The organism is Paraburkholderia sp. Ac-20342 (genome assembly GCF_017104985.1).
Classification (GTDB): Bacteria; Pseudomonadota; Gammaproteobacteria; order Burkholderiales; family Burkholderiaceae; genus Paraburkholderia.
The window spans coordinates 18,716-33,067 of the sequence record NZ_JAAGPQ010000018.1; the positions used below are offsets into that span (position 1 = coordinate 18,716).

General features: G+C 65.7%; 13 protein-coding genes. 2 read left to right on the forward strand and 11 right to left on the reverse strand.

From position 1 onward, the window contains the following. The first annotated feature begins 223 nt into the window (after positions 1-223). Positions 224-1,087 (forward strand): 4-hydroxybenzoate octaprenyltransferase, encoded by an 864-nt coding sequence (ubiA, locus tag G3N58_RS09930; RefSeq protein WP_167035972.1) that lies wholly within the window; start codon positions 224-226, stop codon positions 1,085-1,087. A gap of 252 nt (positions 1,088-1,339) precedes the next feature. Here ubiA and proC read toward each other — a convergent pair whose 3' ends face one another. The 6 genes from proC to G3N58_RS09960 all read right to left on the reverse strand — a co-directional run bounded on the left by proC (position 1,340) and on the right by G3N58_RS09960 (position 8,624). Continuing rightward, on the reverse strand, positions 1,340-2,155 hold the full coding sequence (gene proC / locus G3N58_RS09935; RefSeq protein WP_205999066.1) for a pyrroline-5-carboxylate reductase: 816 nt from the start codon (positions 2,153-2,155) through the stop codon (positions 1,340-1,342). 82 nt (positions 2,156-2,237) lie between these two features. Beyond that, positions 2,238-2,948, reverse strand: coding sequence for a YggS family pyridoxal phosphate-dependent enzyme (locus G3N58_RS09940; protein WP_205999067.1), 711 nt, complete (start codon positions 2,946-2,948; stop codon positions 2,238-2,240). A gap of 36 nt (positions 2,949-2,984) precedes the next feature. Continuing rightward, on the reverse strand, positions 2,985-4,211 hold the full coding sequence (gene glcF, locus G3N58_RS09945) for a glycolate oxidase subunit GlcF (RefSeq protein WP_205999068.1): 1,227 nt from the start codon (positions 4,209-4,211) through the stop codon (positions 2,985-2,987). An 8-nt stretch (positions 4,212-4,219) separates the two neighbouring features. Next, positions 4,220-5,308, reverse strand: a complete 1,089-nt coding sequence (gene glcE, locus G3N58_RS09950; RefSeq protein WP_167035984.1) for a glycolate oxidase subunit GlcE — start codon at positions 5,306-5,308, stop codon at positions 4,220-4,222. A gap of 199 nt (positions 5,309-5,507) precedes the next feature. After that, on the reverse strand, positions 5,508-7,001 hold the full coding sequence (locus tag G3N58_RS09955) for an FAD-linked oxidase C-terminal domain-containing protein (protein ID WP_167035987.1): 1,494 nt from the start codon (positions 6,999-7,001) through the stop codon (positions 5,508-5,510). A gap of 207 nt (positions 7,002-7,208) precedes the next feature. Further along, entirely contained in the window at positions 7,209-8,624 is a 1,416-nt protein-coding gene (locus G3N58_RS09960) for an FAD-linked oxidase C-terminal domain-containing protein (RefSeq protein ID WP_205999069.1), read from the reverse strand. A 330-nt stretch (positions 8,625-8,954) separates the two neighbouring features. On the opposite strand from G3N58_RS09960, the gene G3N58_RS09965 reads away from it, so the two are divergent. Next, the gene (locus tag G3N58_RS09965; protein WP_205990708.1) at positions 8,955-9,509 is read left to right on the forward strand and encodes a cob(I)yrinic acid a,c-diamide adenosyltransferase; all 555 of its coding nucleotides are present in this window, start codon (positions 8,955-8,957) and stop codon (positions 9,507-9,509) included. Between the two features lie 56 nt (positions 9,510-9,565). On the opposite strand, the gene G3N58_RS09970 is transcribed toward G3N58_RS09965, so the two are convergent. The 5 genes from G3N58_RS09970 to G3N58_RS09990 all read right to left on the reverse strand — a co-directional run bounded on the left by G3N58_RS09970 (position 9,566) and on the right by G3N58_RS09990 (position 14,345). Then, positions 9,566-9,898: an XRE family transcriptional regulator gene (locus tag G3N58_RS09970; protein WP_167035996.1), complete on the reverse strand. Its 333-nt coding sequence runs from the start codon at positions 9,896-9,898 to the stop codon at positions 9,566-9,568. Beyond that, positions 9,895-10,200 carry a type II toxin-antitoxin system RelE/ParE family toxin gene (locus G3N58_RS09975; protein WP_241017056.1) on the reverse strand — a complete coding sequence of 102 codons (306 nt, stop codon included), beginning with the start codon at positions 10,198-10,200 and terminating at the stop codon, positions 9,895-9,897. The genes G3N58_RS09970 and G3N58_RS09975 overlap by 4 nt, the downstream gene beginning before the upstream one ends. Before the next feature lie 284 nt (positions 10,201-10,484). Further along, on the reverse strand, positions 10,485-11,558 hold the full coding sequence (gene aroG, locus G3N58_RS09980; RefSeq protein WP_167035999.1) for a 3-deoxy-7-phosphoheptulonate synthase AroG: 1,074 nt from the start codon (positions 11,556-11,558) through the stop codon (positions 10,485-10,487). Between the two features lie 369 nt (positions 11,559-11,927). Beyond that, on the reverse strand, positions 11,928-13,394 hold the full coding sequence (gene tldD, locus G3N58_RS09985; RefSeq protein ID WP_205999070.1) for a metalloprotease TldD: 1,467 nt from the start codon (positions 13,392-13,394) through the stop codon (positions 11,928-11,930). A gap of 87 nt (positions 13,395-13,481) precedes the next feature. Further along, positions 13,482-14,345, reverse strand: a complete 864-nt coding sequence (locus G3N58_RS09990; protein ID WP_205999071.1) for a carbon-nitrogen hydrolase family protein — start codon at positions 14,343-14,345, stop codon at positions 13,482-13,484. Positions 14,346-14,352 lie beyond the last annotated feature (7 nt).

The following is a 14,352-nucleotide window of genomic DNA, read 5'->3' on the forward strand; positions in this document are numbered from 1 at the left end:
CGCGGACAACGTCCGCGTCGCGCTGCAACGAACGAGCCCCCTGCACAGGGGGCTTTGTTTTTTGCGCCGCCGTTGCGTCGCTATTGCGTCGCTATTGCGTCGTTCGCATGCACGCGTCGTGCGGCTCGCGTCGCACCTCGATACGCAGCCGCGCGAATCCGGGCGCGTCACGCACATCCCGTAAAATAGCGGGACCGTGTTCGCACTTCATCGAATCCGTCCCATGTTCGCACGACTTCCCCTGTATCTGCGCCTCGTGCGCATGGACAAGCCGATCGGCAGCCTGCTGTTGCTGTGGCCGACGCTCAACGCGCTGTGGATCGCGTCCGGCGGCCATCCGTCCTGGCAGTTGCTCGTGATCTTCACGATCGGTACGGTGCTGATGCGCTCGGCCGGCTGCGCGATCAACGATTACGCGGACCGCGATTTCGACCGCCATGTGAAGCGCACCGAAAACCGTCCGCTCACCTCGGGCAAGATCAGGGCATGGGAAGCAGTGGCGCTCGCCACCGGTTTGTCACTGCTCGCATTTCTGCTGATCCTGCCGCTCAACGCGTTGACGAAGCAGTTGTCGGTGGTGGCGCTGTTCGTTGCCGGCTCGTATCCGTTCACGAAGCGTTTCTTCGCGATTCCGCAGGCCTATCTCGGCATTGCGTTCGGCTTCGGCATTCCGATGGCATTCGCCGCGATCCAGGATCACGTGCCGCTGCTTGCATGGGTGATGCTGCTCGCAAATATCTTCTGGTCGGTCGCCTACGACACCGAATACGCGATGGTCGATCGCGACGACGACATCAAGATCGGCATCCGCACCTCGGCGCTGACGTTCGGCCGCTTCGACGTGGCCGCGGTCATGCTGTGTTACGCGGTGACGCTCGGGATTTACGTCGGCATTGGCGTGACGCTCGGTTTCGGCGTGCTGTACTGGATCGGTTGGGCCGCGGCAGCAGGCTGCGCGATCTATCACTACACGCTGATCCGCAATCGCGAGCGCATGCCGTGCTTTGCCGCGTTCCGCCATAACAACTGGCTCGGCGGCGCGCTGTTCGCGGGGATTGCCGCGCATTACGCGGCGGCTTCGTTCTGATGCGCGTGCGCGGCGGCTGATCCGGCCGCTGCGGCTATTGTTGTTTTTCGACGCCGTAGGTGCCTGCCCTGAATCGAAGGGTGGCCACCTACGGCGTTTTTGCTTCTGCGTGACGATGTGCGGGTGGTTTCGAGCGCCAGGCCGTCGCTCTGTTTTCCGGCGGATGCCTGAGCGCCGCCCGATAGCGACCCGATCGCTACGAGATAGCTACCCGAGCATCGCATGGCCGCCGCCCCATCGCCGCCCGGCCACTTACTGCTTGCCGAACTCCTCGCCCATCTCCTTCGCACGCGCATCCGCCGCGAGCACGCCGCGCACAATCGCATCCTTGATGCCGCTCGCGTCGAATGAGGCGAGCGCCGCCGCGGTCGTGCCGCCTTTCGACGTCACGCGTTCGCGCAGCACGCCCGGCGGCTCGTCGGAATTGGCCGCCAGTTGCGCGGCGCCGGTGAAGGTCGCGACCGCGAGCGCGCGGCCCTGCGCTGCGTCCATGCCGAGCTGGCGCGCGGCTTCCTGCAGCGCCTCGATGAAATAGAACACATAGGCCGGCCCGCTGCCCGAGATCGCGGTGACCGCGTCGATCTTCGCTTCGTCGTCGAACCAGACCGTTTCGCCGACCGCACCGAGCACCTGCGACGCGAGCGCGCGGCCCGCTTCGTCGACGCTCTGCGTGGCGACGAGGCCCGTCACGCCCATGCCGATCAGCGCCGGCGTATTCGGCATCACGCGCACGATGCGGCCGTGGCCGCCGAGCCAGCGCGACATGTCGGCGATGCGGATGCCCGCGACGATGCTCACGGCGAGTTGCGACGCCTGCAGATGCGGCGCGAGTGCTTCGGCCACGCTCTTGAGGATTTGCGGCTTCACCGCGAGCACGACCGCGTCGTAGGCGGCGAGCGCGCTGTCGGCGCTCGCGCCGGTGCGGATGCCGAATTGCTCTTCGTTGCGCTTGCGCGCGTCTTCGTTCGGATCGATCGAGTACAGATCAGCCGGCGCGACGCCGCGCTTGATGAGGCCGCCGATCAACGCCGCGGCCATGTTGCCGCCGCCGATAAACGCAATTTTCATGATGGTCCGGTGAGGTTCAGATAAGAAGCGGGAATGCGACGAGGGCGCTCGCGCAGCCGCGCGCGAATGCCCGGGAAAAAGCTCAGTGCGAATAATCGCGCGCGCCGAAAATCGCGGTGCCGACGCGCACGATCGTCGCGCCTTCGAGCACGGCGGCTTCGAGGTCGGCCGACATGCCCATCGAGAGCGTGTCGAGCGCGAGCCCGTCGCCGCGCAGGCGTTCGAACAGCGCGCGCAATTCGCGATGCGGCGCGCGTTGTGCTGCGAGATCGCCGGCCGGTTCGGGAATCGACATCAGTCCGCGCAGCTTCAGCTTTGGCAGCGCGGCGATCTGCTGTGCGATTTCCGCCGCTTCGGCGATGCCGACACCGCTCTTCGACGCCTCGCCGCTGACGTTGACCTGCAGGCACACGTTAAGCGGCGCCAGGTTGTCGGGGCGCTGCTCGGAGAGCCGCTGCGCGATCTTGAGCCGGTCGACCGAATGCACCCAGTCGAAATGCGCGGCGACGGGGCGCGTCTTGTTCGATTGCAGCGGCCCGATGAAATGCCATTCGAGCGACGCGCGCAGATCGGCCAAGGCCTCGATCTTGTCGAGCGATTCCTGCACGTAGTTCTCGCCGAACGCGCGCTGGCCGGCCGCATGGGCGGCGCGCACGGCATCGGCGGGAAACGTCTTGGAGACCGCGAGCAGCTGCACGGATTGCGCATCGCGCCCGGCCGCCCGCGCGGCTTCGGCAATGCGCTGCCGCACGTCGGCGAGGTTGTGCGCGAGGTGGTGGAGCAGGTCGGACATGGAGCGAGCCGGTGTTCAGCGAAGACGATGCCCCGATTATACGGACAGCATGTGCTCGACCAGCTCGATCCAGTGCGCGACCGGCGTCGACGTGCCGCTTTGCAGATGCGCGATGCAGCCGACGTTCGCCGACACGATCACCTGCGGTTCCTGCGCCTGCAGCCGCTCGAGCTTCTGATCGCGCAGCGCGTACGAGAGACGCGGCTGCGTCAGCGAATAGGTGCCGGCCGAGCCGCAGCACAGATGGCTGTCGGCGGGCAGGCGCACGTCGACGCCGAGCGCGCTCAGCAACTGCTCGACCTTGCCGCGTATCTGCTGGCCGTGCTGCAGCGTGCAGGGCGGATGAAACGCGACCGTGTGCACCGAGCGGCGCCGCGTGATCGCGACGAGCTGTTCCTCGAACTCCGGCAGTATTTCCGCGACGTCGCGCGTCAGCTCGACGATGCGGCGCGCTTTCTCCGCGTATTCGGGATCGTGGCGCAGCAGATGCGCGTATTCCTTGACCGTCGCGCCGCAGCCCGAGGCGTTCATCACGATCGCCTCGGTGCCCTGTTCGACGTGCGGCCACCATGCGTCGATATTGGCGCGCAGGTCGTCGAGCGCTTCGTCGTGATAGCCGAGGTGCAGGCGGATCGCGCCGCAGCAGCCGGCCTCGGGCGCGACCACCGTTTCGATGCCGAGCGCATCGAGCACGCGCGCGGTCGCGATGTTGACGTTCGGCATCATCGACGGTTGCACGCAGCCCGCCAGCATCAGCATCTTGCGTTCGTGTTTCGCGGCGGGCCATGCGAGCGGGTTCTGCCGCGCGGGCACCTTGTCGCGCAGCTTTTTCGGCAGAATGCGGCGCACGCGCTGGCCGAGCCGCATCGCCGGCGTGAAGATCACGCTGTTCGGCACGACGCTCGCGAGCACGCGGCGCAGCAGCCGCTGGTTGAGCGGGCGCCTGATTTTCTCTTCGGTGAGCTTGCGGCCGATTTCGACGAGCCGCCCGTATTGCACGCCGGACGGGCAGGTCGATTCGCAGTTGCGGCAGGTGAGGCAGCGGTCGAGGTGGACCTGCGTGCTGCGCGTGACCGGCGCGCCTTCGACCATCTGCTTGATCAGATAGATGCGCCCGCGCGGGCCGTCGAGTTCGTCGCCGAGCAACTGGTAGGTCGGACAGGTGGCCGTGCAGAAACCGCAATGCACGCACTTGCGCAGGATGGCGTCCGCTTCGTTGCCATCGGGCGTATTGCGAATGAAGTCCGCGAGGTTGGTTTGCATCGCGTCGCTCAGAAGTCGGGGTAGAGACGGCCGCGATTGAAGATGCGGGCCGGGTCGAAGGCGTGTTTGAGGCCGCGATGGATTTTCATCAGCGGCGTGGGCAGCGGCGTGAAGACGCCGGCGCTGCGGTCGTAGCCGTGGCCGCTGCGGAAGATCGTCGCGTGGCCGCCGGCCTGCTTCGCGCTGATGCGCACGGTTTGCGCGTCGGTGTCGGTGATCCACCAGCGCTGGCCGCCGCCCCATTCCATCAGCTGCGCGCCGGGCAGTTGCAGCGGCTCGGTGATCGACGGCAGCGCGAGACGCCACAGCGCGGCCTTCGGCGGGATCGCCGAGAAGAACGCATCGGTCTGCTCGCGCAGGCCGGCCCAGAAACGCTCGGCCTCGACCGCATCGACGACTTCGCCGTCGAGCGCCGCGCGCGCCGCCTTGACCGCGGCTTCCGCGCCCGCGAGCCGCACGGCGAGCGTGCCGTTGCGCCATGCGCTCGCGGTGATCGGCAGCGGCCGGCCGGCCCATTCGTTGAGTTTGCGGACCGCGTCGGTGCCGTTCATGTCGAACTTCAGCGTGGCTTCGGCCTGCGGCAGCGGCAGCACCTTGACCGACAGTTCGAGGATCAGTCCGAGCGTGCCGAGCGAGCCCGCCAGCAGCCGCGAGACGTCGTAACCGGCGACGTTCTTCACGACCTGGCCGCCGAAATGCAGCACCTGGCCCTGGCCGTTCATGACGACGGCGCCGAGCACGAAGTCGCGCGCCGCGCCGACGGCCGGGCGGCGCGGCCCGGAAATGCCCGCGGCGATGCAGCCGCCGAAGGTGGCCTGCGGCCCGAAGTGCGGCGGCTCGAACGGGAGCATCTGGTCGTGCTCGGCGAGCGCGGCTTCGATCTCCAGCAGGGGCGTACCCGCGCGCGCGGTGATGACGAGCTCGGCCGGATCGTAGGCGATGATGCCGCGATAAGCGCGCGTGTCGAGGATCTCACCTTCCAGCGTCTGACCGTACCAGTCTTTGGTGCCGCCGCCCCGGACGCGCAGCGCGCGTCCTTCTGCGCTGGCCGAACGCACGCGTTCGGACCAAACGGCGACGATGTCGTCCTCTTCCATGGTGTCCTGCTCGTTGTGTTTCGGTTGATTGTACCGGGCGGGGGCTCGCTGGCAACCAGGAGCGCACCCGCATCGGCAGATCGGCTGAAGGGACCGCGAAAGGCGGGGCAGGCGCTATGCAACGGAGCGCCTGCCCCGCCTTTTGCGGTGCGCGCTTCATGCGCGACGCGAGCATGAACGATGCGAGCGGCAACGGACGCTAGAAGCGCGGCAGCTCAGGGTGAGGCAGCAGCCCGCCGCGCACATGCATCTTGCCGTATTCGGCGCAGCGCGCCCGCGTGGGAATACCCTTGTCGGGGTTCAGCAGGCCGGGCGCGTCGAATGCGCGCTTGACCGCGTGGAACGTGTCGCGTTCCTCGGGCGAGAACTGCACGCACATCGAATTGATCTTCTCGATGCCGACGCCATGCTCGCCCGTGACCGTGCCACCCAGTTCCACGCAGGCTTCGAGGATGTCGCAACCGAATTCCTCGGCGCGGTGCCACTCGTCCTTGTCGTTGCCGTTGAAGAGGATCAGCGGATGCATGTTGCCGTCGCCGGCATGGAACACGTTGATGCAGCGCAGCCGGTATTTTTTCTCCATCTCTTCGATGCGCGCGAGCAGCGGTCCGATACTGCGGCGGGGCACGGTGCCGTCCATGCAGTAGTAGTCCGGCGAAATGCGGCCGGCGGCCGGAAACGCGTTCTTGCGCCCGGACCAGAAGCGCAACCGTTCCTCTTCCGTGCGCGAAATCTGGATGCGGGTTGCACCGTGTTCGCGCAGTACCGCGGTCATGCGCACGATCTCGTTGGCGACCTCGTCGGGCGTGCCGTCCGATTCGCACAGCAGGATCGCCGCCGCGTCGAGGTCGTAGCCCGCGTTGACGAATTCCTCGACCGCGCGCGTGGCCGGCTTGTCCATCATCTCGAGGCCGGCCGGAATGATGCCCGCCGCGATGATGCCGGCCACCGCGTCGCCGCCTTTCACGACGTCGTCGAAACTGGCCATGATGACCTGCGCCGTCTGCGGCTTCGGGATCAGCTTGACTGTGACCTCGGTGACGATCGCGAACATACCCTCGCTGCCGATCAGCACCGCGAGCAGATCGAGCCCGGGCGCGTCCGGCGCGAGCGAGCCGAATTCGACGATCTCGCCTTCCATCGTCACCGCGCGCACGCGCAGCACGTTGTGCACCGTGAGGCCGTATTTCAGGCAGTGCACGCCGCCCGAATTCTCGGACACGTTGCCGCCGATCGTGCAGGCGATCTGCGAGGACGGGTCCGGCGCGTAGTAGAGCCCGTAAGGTGCGGCGGCTTCGGAGATCGCGAGATTGCGCACGCCCGGCTGTACCGTGGCGGTACGCGCATACGAGTCGACCTCGACGATTTTCCTGAAGCGCGCGAGCGATACGACCACGCCATGCCGGATCGGCATGGCGCCACCCGAGAGGCCGGTGCCCGCGCCGCGCGGCACGATCGGCACGCCGAGGCGATGGCAGATCTGCACGATGCGTTGCACCTGCGATTCGGTTTCCGGCAACGCAACCGCGAGCGGCAGACGCCGGTAAGCGGCGAGGCCGTCGCATTCGTACGCGACGGTGTCTTCCTCGCGATACAGCAAACAATGATTCGGCAACACGGCCATCAGCGCCTGCACGACTTCGCGCTGGCGCTGGGCGAGTACTTCGGCCGACAGTTCAGCGGGTGCGTTCATGTAACTTGTCTCCCCTTGCTTTTGCCGATCCGGCTCTTCGTTCGAGCCGGTTGTTTCAGGCGGCCTCGTTGCGAGCCGATTCGCTTCGAGTCACGTCGTTCCGGGTCACGGCGTTTTGAGTCACATCGTTCCGGGCCACCGCGTTTCGAGGCCGGCGCGACCGCCGCCCGATGTGGCGGCCGCCGCTTCCGGCGTGCCCGGTCTGCGTCAGGCCGCCCAGCTGAATATCTTGCCCGGGTTCATCAGATTGCGCGGGTCGAGCGCATGCTTGATCGAGCGCATCGTATCGACCGCGACGTCGCCGTGTTCCTCGAGCAGGAAGCGCATCTTGTGCAGGCCGACGCCATGCTCGCCGGTGCAGGTGCCGTCCATGCGCAGCGCGCGCTGCACGATGCGATGGTTCAGGCGCTCGGCTTCTTCGAGTTCCTCGGGCTTGTCCGGGTCGATCAGGATCGCGACGTGGAAGTTGCCGTCGCCGACATGGCCGACGATCGGGCAGGGCAGCGGCGAGGCCTTCAGATCCTGCTCCGTTTCCACCACGCATTCGGCGAGGCGTGAGATCGGCACGCAGACATCGGTCGTGACCGCACGGCAGCCGGGCTTCAGTTGCAGCATCGCAAAATAGGCGCTGTGACGCGCGTTCCACAAACGGCTGCGGTCTTCGGGGCGCGTCGCCCATTCGAAACCCTCGCCGGAATTTTGCGCGGCGATGTCCTGCACGAGTTCGGCCTGTTCCTTGACGCCGGCCTCGGTGCCGTGGAATTCGAAGAACAGCGTGGGGGCTTCGCGCAGCGTCAGATTCGAGTGGCGGTTGATCGAGCGCACCGCGAGCGAGTCGACGAACTCGACGCGCGCGATCGGCACGCCGATCTGGATCGTCTCGATGACCGCGCGTACCGCATCGCCCATCGACGGGAACGCGCATATCGCGGCCGATACCGCTTCGGGCTGCGGATAAAGCCGCACCGTGATTTCGGTGATGACGCCGAGCGTGCCTTCGGAGCCGACGAAGAGCCGCGTGAGGTCATACCCCGCCGACGATTTGCGCGCGCGCGTGCCGGTTTTGATGACGCGGCCATCGGCCAGCACGACCGCGAGGCCGAGCACGTTTTCGCGCATCGTGCCGTAGCGCACGGCATTGGTGCCCGACGCGCGCGTGGCCGACATGCCGCCGATGCTCGCGTCGGCACCCGGATCGATCGGGAAGAAGAGGCCCGTGTCGCGCAGTGCTTCGTTCAACTGCTTGCGCGAGATGCCGGGCTCGACGGTGACGGTGAGGTCCTCGGCGTTGATCGACAGCACGCGGTTCATGGCCGACAGATCGATCGACACGCCGCCTTGCACCGCGAGCAGATGCCCTTCGAGCGACGAGCCGTTGCCGTACGGAATGATCGGCACGTCGTACTGGCCGCATAGCTTGACGGCGGTTTGCACGTCTTCGGTCGTGTGCGCGAAGACGACGGCGTCGGGCAACTGGGGATCGAATGGCGATTCGTCGCGGCCATGATGCGCGCGCACGGCTTCGGCAACCGACACGCGTTCACCGAACGCGGCTTTGAGCTGGTTCAGCAGTTCGGCGGGAAACGGCCGGCGCAGCGGGGCCGGCGGCACGGGATGGTTCACGCATGTCTCCTGTCGAACGGAGTGGGCGGCTTGGCGGTCGACCCGAGTGGTGCCTGCGGTTGGCCGAAGTGAGCGCTCGCGCGTCATTCGGTTCCCGGCGAAGCTCCTGCTTCGGTTTCATGCAAAGCGCTTACTCCGATTTCATGAAAGATTTTTGAGGGCACGGCTTATGTGTGCCGCATTCATTTCATTTTACGCCGATCGTCCGTGGGCCGGCACCGGTCCGCGCTCGGCTCGGCTTCCCGGCTCATATAATGGCGGCGATTTCGCGATGCGCGCAATATGGATAAACGTGGTGGGCGTATCGCCACTGAACGTATGGGGGACATCATGGGCAACCGCCTGAGCAAGATCGCCACTCGCACCGGCGACGACGGCACCACCGGTCTCGGCGACGGCCGCCGCGTGCGCAAGGACAGCGCGCGCATTGCCGCGATCGGCGATGTCGACGAACTCAATTCGCAACTCGGCGTGCTGTTGTGCGAGAGCCTGCCCGACGGCGTGCGCGCGGCGCTGGTGGCGATCCAGCACGATCTGTTCGATCTGGGCGGCGAGCTCTGCATTCCCGGCCACACGATGATTACCGAGCGGCATCTCGCCCAGCTCGACGGCTGGCTCGCCGACTACAACGCCGCATTACCGCCGCTGAAGGAATTCATTCTGCCCGGCGGCTCGCGCGCCGCAGCGCTCGCGCATGTGTGCCGCACCGTCTGCCGCCGCGCCGAACGCGCGATCGTGGCGCTCGGCGAGCATGAGGCAATCAACGTGGCGCCGCGTCAATATGTGAACCGGCTGTCCGATCTGCTGTTCGTGCTCGCGCGCGTGCTCAATCGCGCGGATGGCGGCACCGACGTGCTATGGCAGCACGATCGCGGCACGCATTGAGTGCAATTGAGCGAATGGTGCGCGGGTGCGCATGGCATCAGGCACCGGGCCCCGCGTTAGCCGATCGCGAGCGTAACCGGCTTGCCGATGCGGCTCATCATTTCGACGAGCGTGTCGATCGTGAACTTGGTGGTTTTCTTGTTGACCACGTCGGATACGCGCGGGCGCGACACCATCAGAATTTCCGCCGCCTCGGCCTGCTTCAGATGATGCTGTTCGATCCAGCTCGACAGCTCGGTCATGAGCTGCTCCTTGAGCAGGCGCGTGTCGTTGATCTGCTTTTGCGACGCCGCGTGCAGGCGCTTCGCTTCTTCGGCGGAAAAGCCGAGTTCGAGAAACAGATTCGCACCGGGTTGGGTGACGTGGCGAATGCGGGTGTCGGTCGTCATTGATAAGGTTTCCTATCGTTAATGATCGCGCGGTAGCGCATCTCGGCGATCTTTTTGTCTCGCGGCCCGAGCTTCTGCGTTTTCTTCTGAAAACAATGCAGCACGTAGATCGCTTCGACAAACTTACTCACATACATCACGTGAAAAATGCCGTCTTCGTCTTTGATGCGGATTTCGCGCGTTCCGGTGCCGATCGAGTCGAACGCTTTCCAGTCGTCGGGGGCGAGTCCCGCCTGAATCTTGTGCAGTTGAAACCCCGCGCGACGACGTGCCTCAGCGGGAAAGGCGAGCCGATCGCGCAAGCTCGAACCTAATCAGCGAATTTCTTTTTCCTGCTCCATAACCGCCTTTGTGTATAAAATATTATACGAGCCATCCAGCCCGGTCAAGTCCGTTTGCATGCCTCTGAGTCAGGTACGCACGCGTTGCGAAGGCGTCACATGCAAGCGGACAACGAGCTGTTACGGTACAGAGGCGGCGCGCGCAGCACCATCGTCCGTTCGGCCAATAAAAAACCCGGTTCGAAGCCGAACCGGGTTTTCTACGGATGACTGACGAACTGCCGGAGCAGCGGCGCGGCAGGCGTTCAGTTGCCGCTGCCGCGTGCCACGCGGCGCTGCCTGACGGCTTCGGCGAGACCTTCGAGCACCGTGACGCTTTCGTCCCAGCCGATGCACGCATCGGTAACGCTCTGGCCGTACGTGAGCGTGCCGCCTTCCTGCAGATCCTGGCGGCCCGCCACGAGGTGCGACTCGACCATCACGCCGACGATCCGCTCGTCGCCCGCGGCGATCTGGCGGCCGATGTCCGCGCACACCGGAATCTGGTTCTCGTGCTTCTTCGAGCTGTTCGCGTGGCTCGCGTCGATCATCAGGCGTGCGGCGAGACCTGCCTTGCCGATGTCGGCGCAGGCGGCGTTGACGCTGTCGGCGTCGTAGTTCGGCGCCTTGCCGCCGCGCAGGATCACGTGGCAATCCTCATTGCCGGCCGTCGACACGATCGCCGAGTGGCCGCCCTTCGTGACCGAGAGGAAATGGTGCGGCTGCGAGGCGGCCTTGATCGCGTCGACGGCGATCTTCACGTTGCCGTCCGTGCCGTTCTTGAAGCCGACCGGGCACGACAGTCCCGAAGCCAGTTCGCGGTGCACCTGCGACTCGGTGGTCCGCGCGCCGATCGCGCCCCACGAGATCAGATCGGCGATGTACTGCGGGCTGATCATGTCGAGGTATTCGGTGCCGGCGGGCAGGCCGAGTTCGTTGATGTGCAACAGCAGCTCGCGCGCGGCGCGCAGGCCGTCGTTGATCTTGAAGCTGTTGTCCATGTGCGGATCGTTGATGAGGCCCTTCCAGCCCACCGTCGTGCGCGGCTTTTCGAAGTACACGCGCATCACGACTTCGAGTTCGCCGGCGAAGCGCTTGCGCTGTTCGATCAGACGTCCTGCGTATTCGATCGCGGCCTTCGGATCGTGAATCGAGCACGGGCCGATCACGACGATCAGGCGGTCGTCCATGCCATGCAGAATGCGATGCATCGCGTTGCGCGAGTCGTAGATCACGTTGGAGACCGACTCGTCGCACGGGAATTCGCGAATCAGGTGAGCGGGCGGCGTGAGTTCTTTCAATTCGCGGATGCGGACATCGTCGGTGTTGTGCGGGGGCATGGGGTTCTCCTGAATCGGTTCGTAGTTCGTAGCGTGTTCGCGTGAGTAGCGGGTGTCAAAGTTCGTCTGGAAGCAAGGTTTCAAAAGCGTGAGGCGAAAAAAAACCGCCAGGCTGGCTGGCGGTTTTTCGGGAATTCTTGGTGTCCTGCGTGCACTAACACCCCTCTCGATCCGCCAGCGGTCTGAGATACCAAAAAAAGTAAAAATAAAACTTGGCGGACATGGCGAGGTGAAATGCGTTGCTGGTCAAAAAAGGTGAGTGACTTTATAACCCGGTACAGGCTCGCTTGACAAGCATGGGCCTATAAAAATGCGGATAATCCGCACGTTTCGTACTTTTTTCACACGAAACGTGCATGACTTGCCGGATCAGGCGGTGCCGCCGACCGTCATGCGCTCGATGCGCAGCGTCGGCTGGCCGACGCCCACCGGCACGCTCTGGCCTTCCTTGCCGCACACGCCGACACCCGAATCGAGCTTCATGTCGTTGCCGATCATCGTGACGTACTTCAGCGATTCCGGGCCGCTGCCGATCAGCGTCGCGCCCTTGACCGGATACGTGATCTTGCCGTTCTCGATCATGTAGGCCTCGGAAGCCGAGAACACGAACTTGCCGTTCGTGATGTCGACCTGGCCGCCGCCGAAGTTCACCGCATAGAGGCCGTTCTTCACGGACGCGAGAATTTCCTGCGGGTCCTTGTCGCCGTTCAGCATGTAGGTGTTGGTCATGCGCGGCATCGGCAGCGCCGCGTACGATTCGCGCCGCGCGTTGCCGGTGACCGGCATCTTCATCAGGCGCGCGTTCAGCGTGTCCTGGATGTAGCCCTTCAGGATGCCGTCCTCGATCAGCGTCGTGCATTGGGTCGGGTTGCCTTCGTCGTCGATGTTGAGCGAGCCGCGGCGGTTCGGCAGCGTGCCGTCGTCGACCACGGTGACGCCCTTCGCGGCGACCTGCTCGCCGATGCGTCCCGCGAACGCCGACGAACCCTTGCGGTTGAAGTCGCCCTCGAGCCCGTGGCCGATCGCCTCGTGCAGCAGCACGCCGGGCCAGCCCGGGCCGAGCACGACCGTCATCGCGCCGGCCGGCGCCGGCCGCGCGTCGAGATTGACGAGCGCCGCATGCACCGCGTCGTCGACGTAGCGCGACAGCACTTCGTCGGTGAAATAGCCGTAGTCGAAACGCCCGCCGCCGCCGCCGCTGCCGATTTCGCGGCGGCCGTTCTGCTCGGCGATCACGGTGACCGAGACGCGCACGAGCGGCCGGATGTCGGCCGCGAAGCCGCCGTCGCTGCGCGCGACGAGCACCACGTCGTATTCGCCGGCGAGGCCCGCCATCACCTGCTGGATGCGCGGATCGCGGCCGCGCGCCATCTGTTCGATGCGCTCGAGCAGCTTGACCTTCGAGGTCGCGTCGAGCGAATGGAGCGGATCGGACGGCAGGTACAGATCGCGCCCGGCGATGCCGGTCAGCGACGAGGCCACCTTGATCTTCTGCTTGCCGCCGCCCGATCTGGCGATCGCGCGCGTGGCGATGGCCGCCTGGCGGATCGCCTCGGGCGAAAGGTCGTCCGAGTAGGCGAACGCGGTGCGGTCGCCCGACACGGCGCGCACGCCGACGCCCTGATCGATGCTGAAGCTGCCCGACTTCACGATGCCTTCCTCGAGGCTCCACGCTTCGCTGCGGGTCGCCTGGAAGTAGAGGTCCGCGTAGTCGACGCGGTGCGTGAAGATTTCGGCGAGCGTGCGCGTGAGCAGCGACTCGTCGAGACCATAGGGCGTGAGGAGAATGTCCTTGGCGGCGGCGAGATTACGGATACCGGGTTCGATGATATTCATGCGAAATATGTTCTGCTCGATACGAGGGGGGCGGGGAGCGCCTGAGCCACCATATGCGTGGCGGGCGCCGCAGTTTCAATGTCGGATTCAGGTCAGCACGCGATGACGCCAGGCCGGCAGGCTCTGCCGCACTTCGTCGATCCGCGCGCGTTCGAGGTTGCCGGCGACCACGCCGGCGCCTTCGTCGCGCACCGCGACGATCTCGCCCCACGGGTCGATCAGCATGCTGTGGCCCCAGGTGCGGCGGCCGTTCTCATGTTTGCCGCCTTGCGCCGCGGCGAGCACATAGCACTGGTTTTCGATCGCACGGGTGCGCAGCAGCAGCTCCCAGTGCGCGCGGCCGGTCGTGTAGGTGAAGGCGGACGGCACCACGATCAGCGCGCAGTCGCCCATGCGCCGATACAGCTCCGGAAAGCGCAGATCGTAGCAGACCGACAGGCCGACCCGGCCGAACGGCGCCTCGAAGCCGCGTACCTCGGTGCCGGGGCGGATCGTGCGCGCTTCGTCGAACGATTCTTCGCCCTTCTCGAAGTTGAACAGGTGAATCTTGTCGTAGCGCGCGGCTTCGTTGCCGTGCGGGTCGAACACGAGCGTCGTGTTCAGCACGCGCGAGGCTTCCGGCGCGGTGAGCGGCAGCGTGCCGCCGATCACCCAGAGCTTGTGGCGGCGCGCCGCGTCGGCGAGAAAGCGCTGGATCGGGCCGTCCTGGTAGGGCTCGCGCACGGCGAGCTTGTCGGTGTCCTTGAAGCCCATGAAGCAGAAGTATTCGGGCAGCAGCACGAGTTGCGCGCCGTCGGCGGCGGCTTCGGCGATCAGGCGTTCCGCGTCGGCGAGATTGCGCTCGCGATCGGGCGTGCTGACCATCTGCAGCGCGGCGATCCGGAAGGGGCTGATGAAGGAGCCGCCGGATGCCGCGGCGGACGGCGATGAAGAGACGTGTGTTTCGCTCATGAGCGTG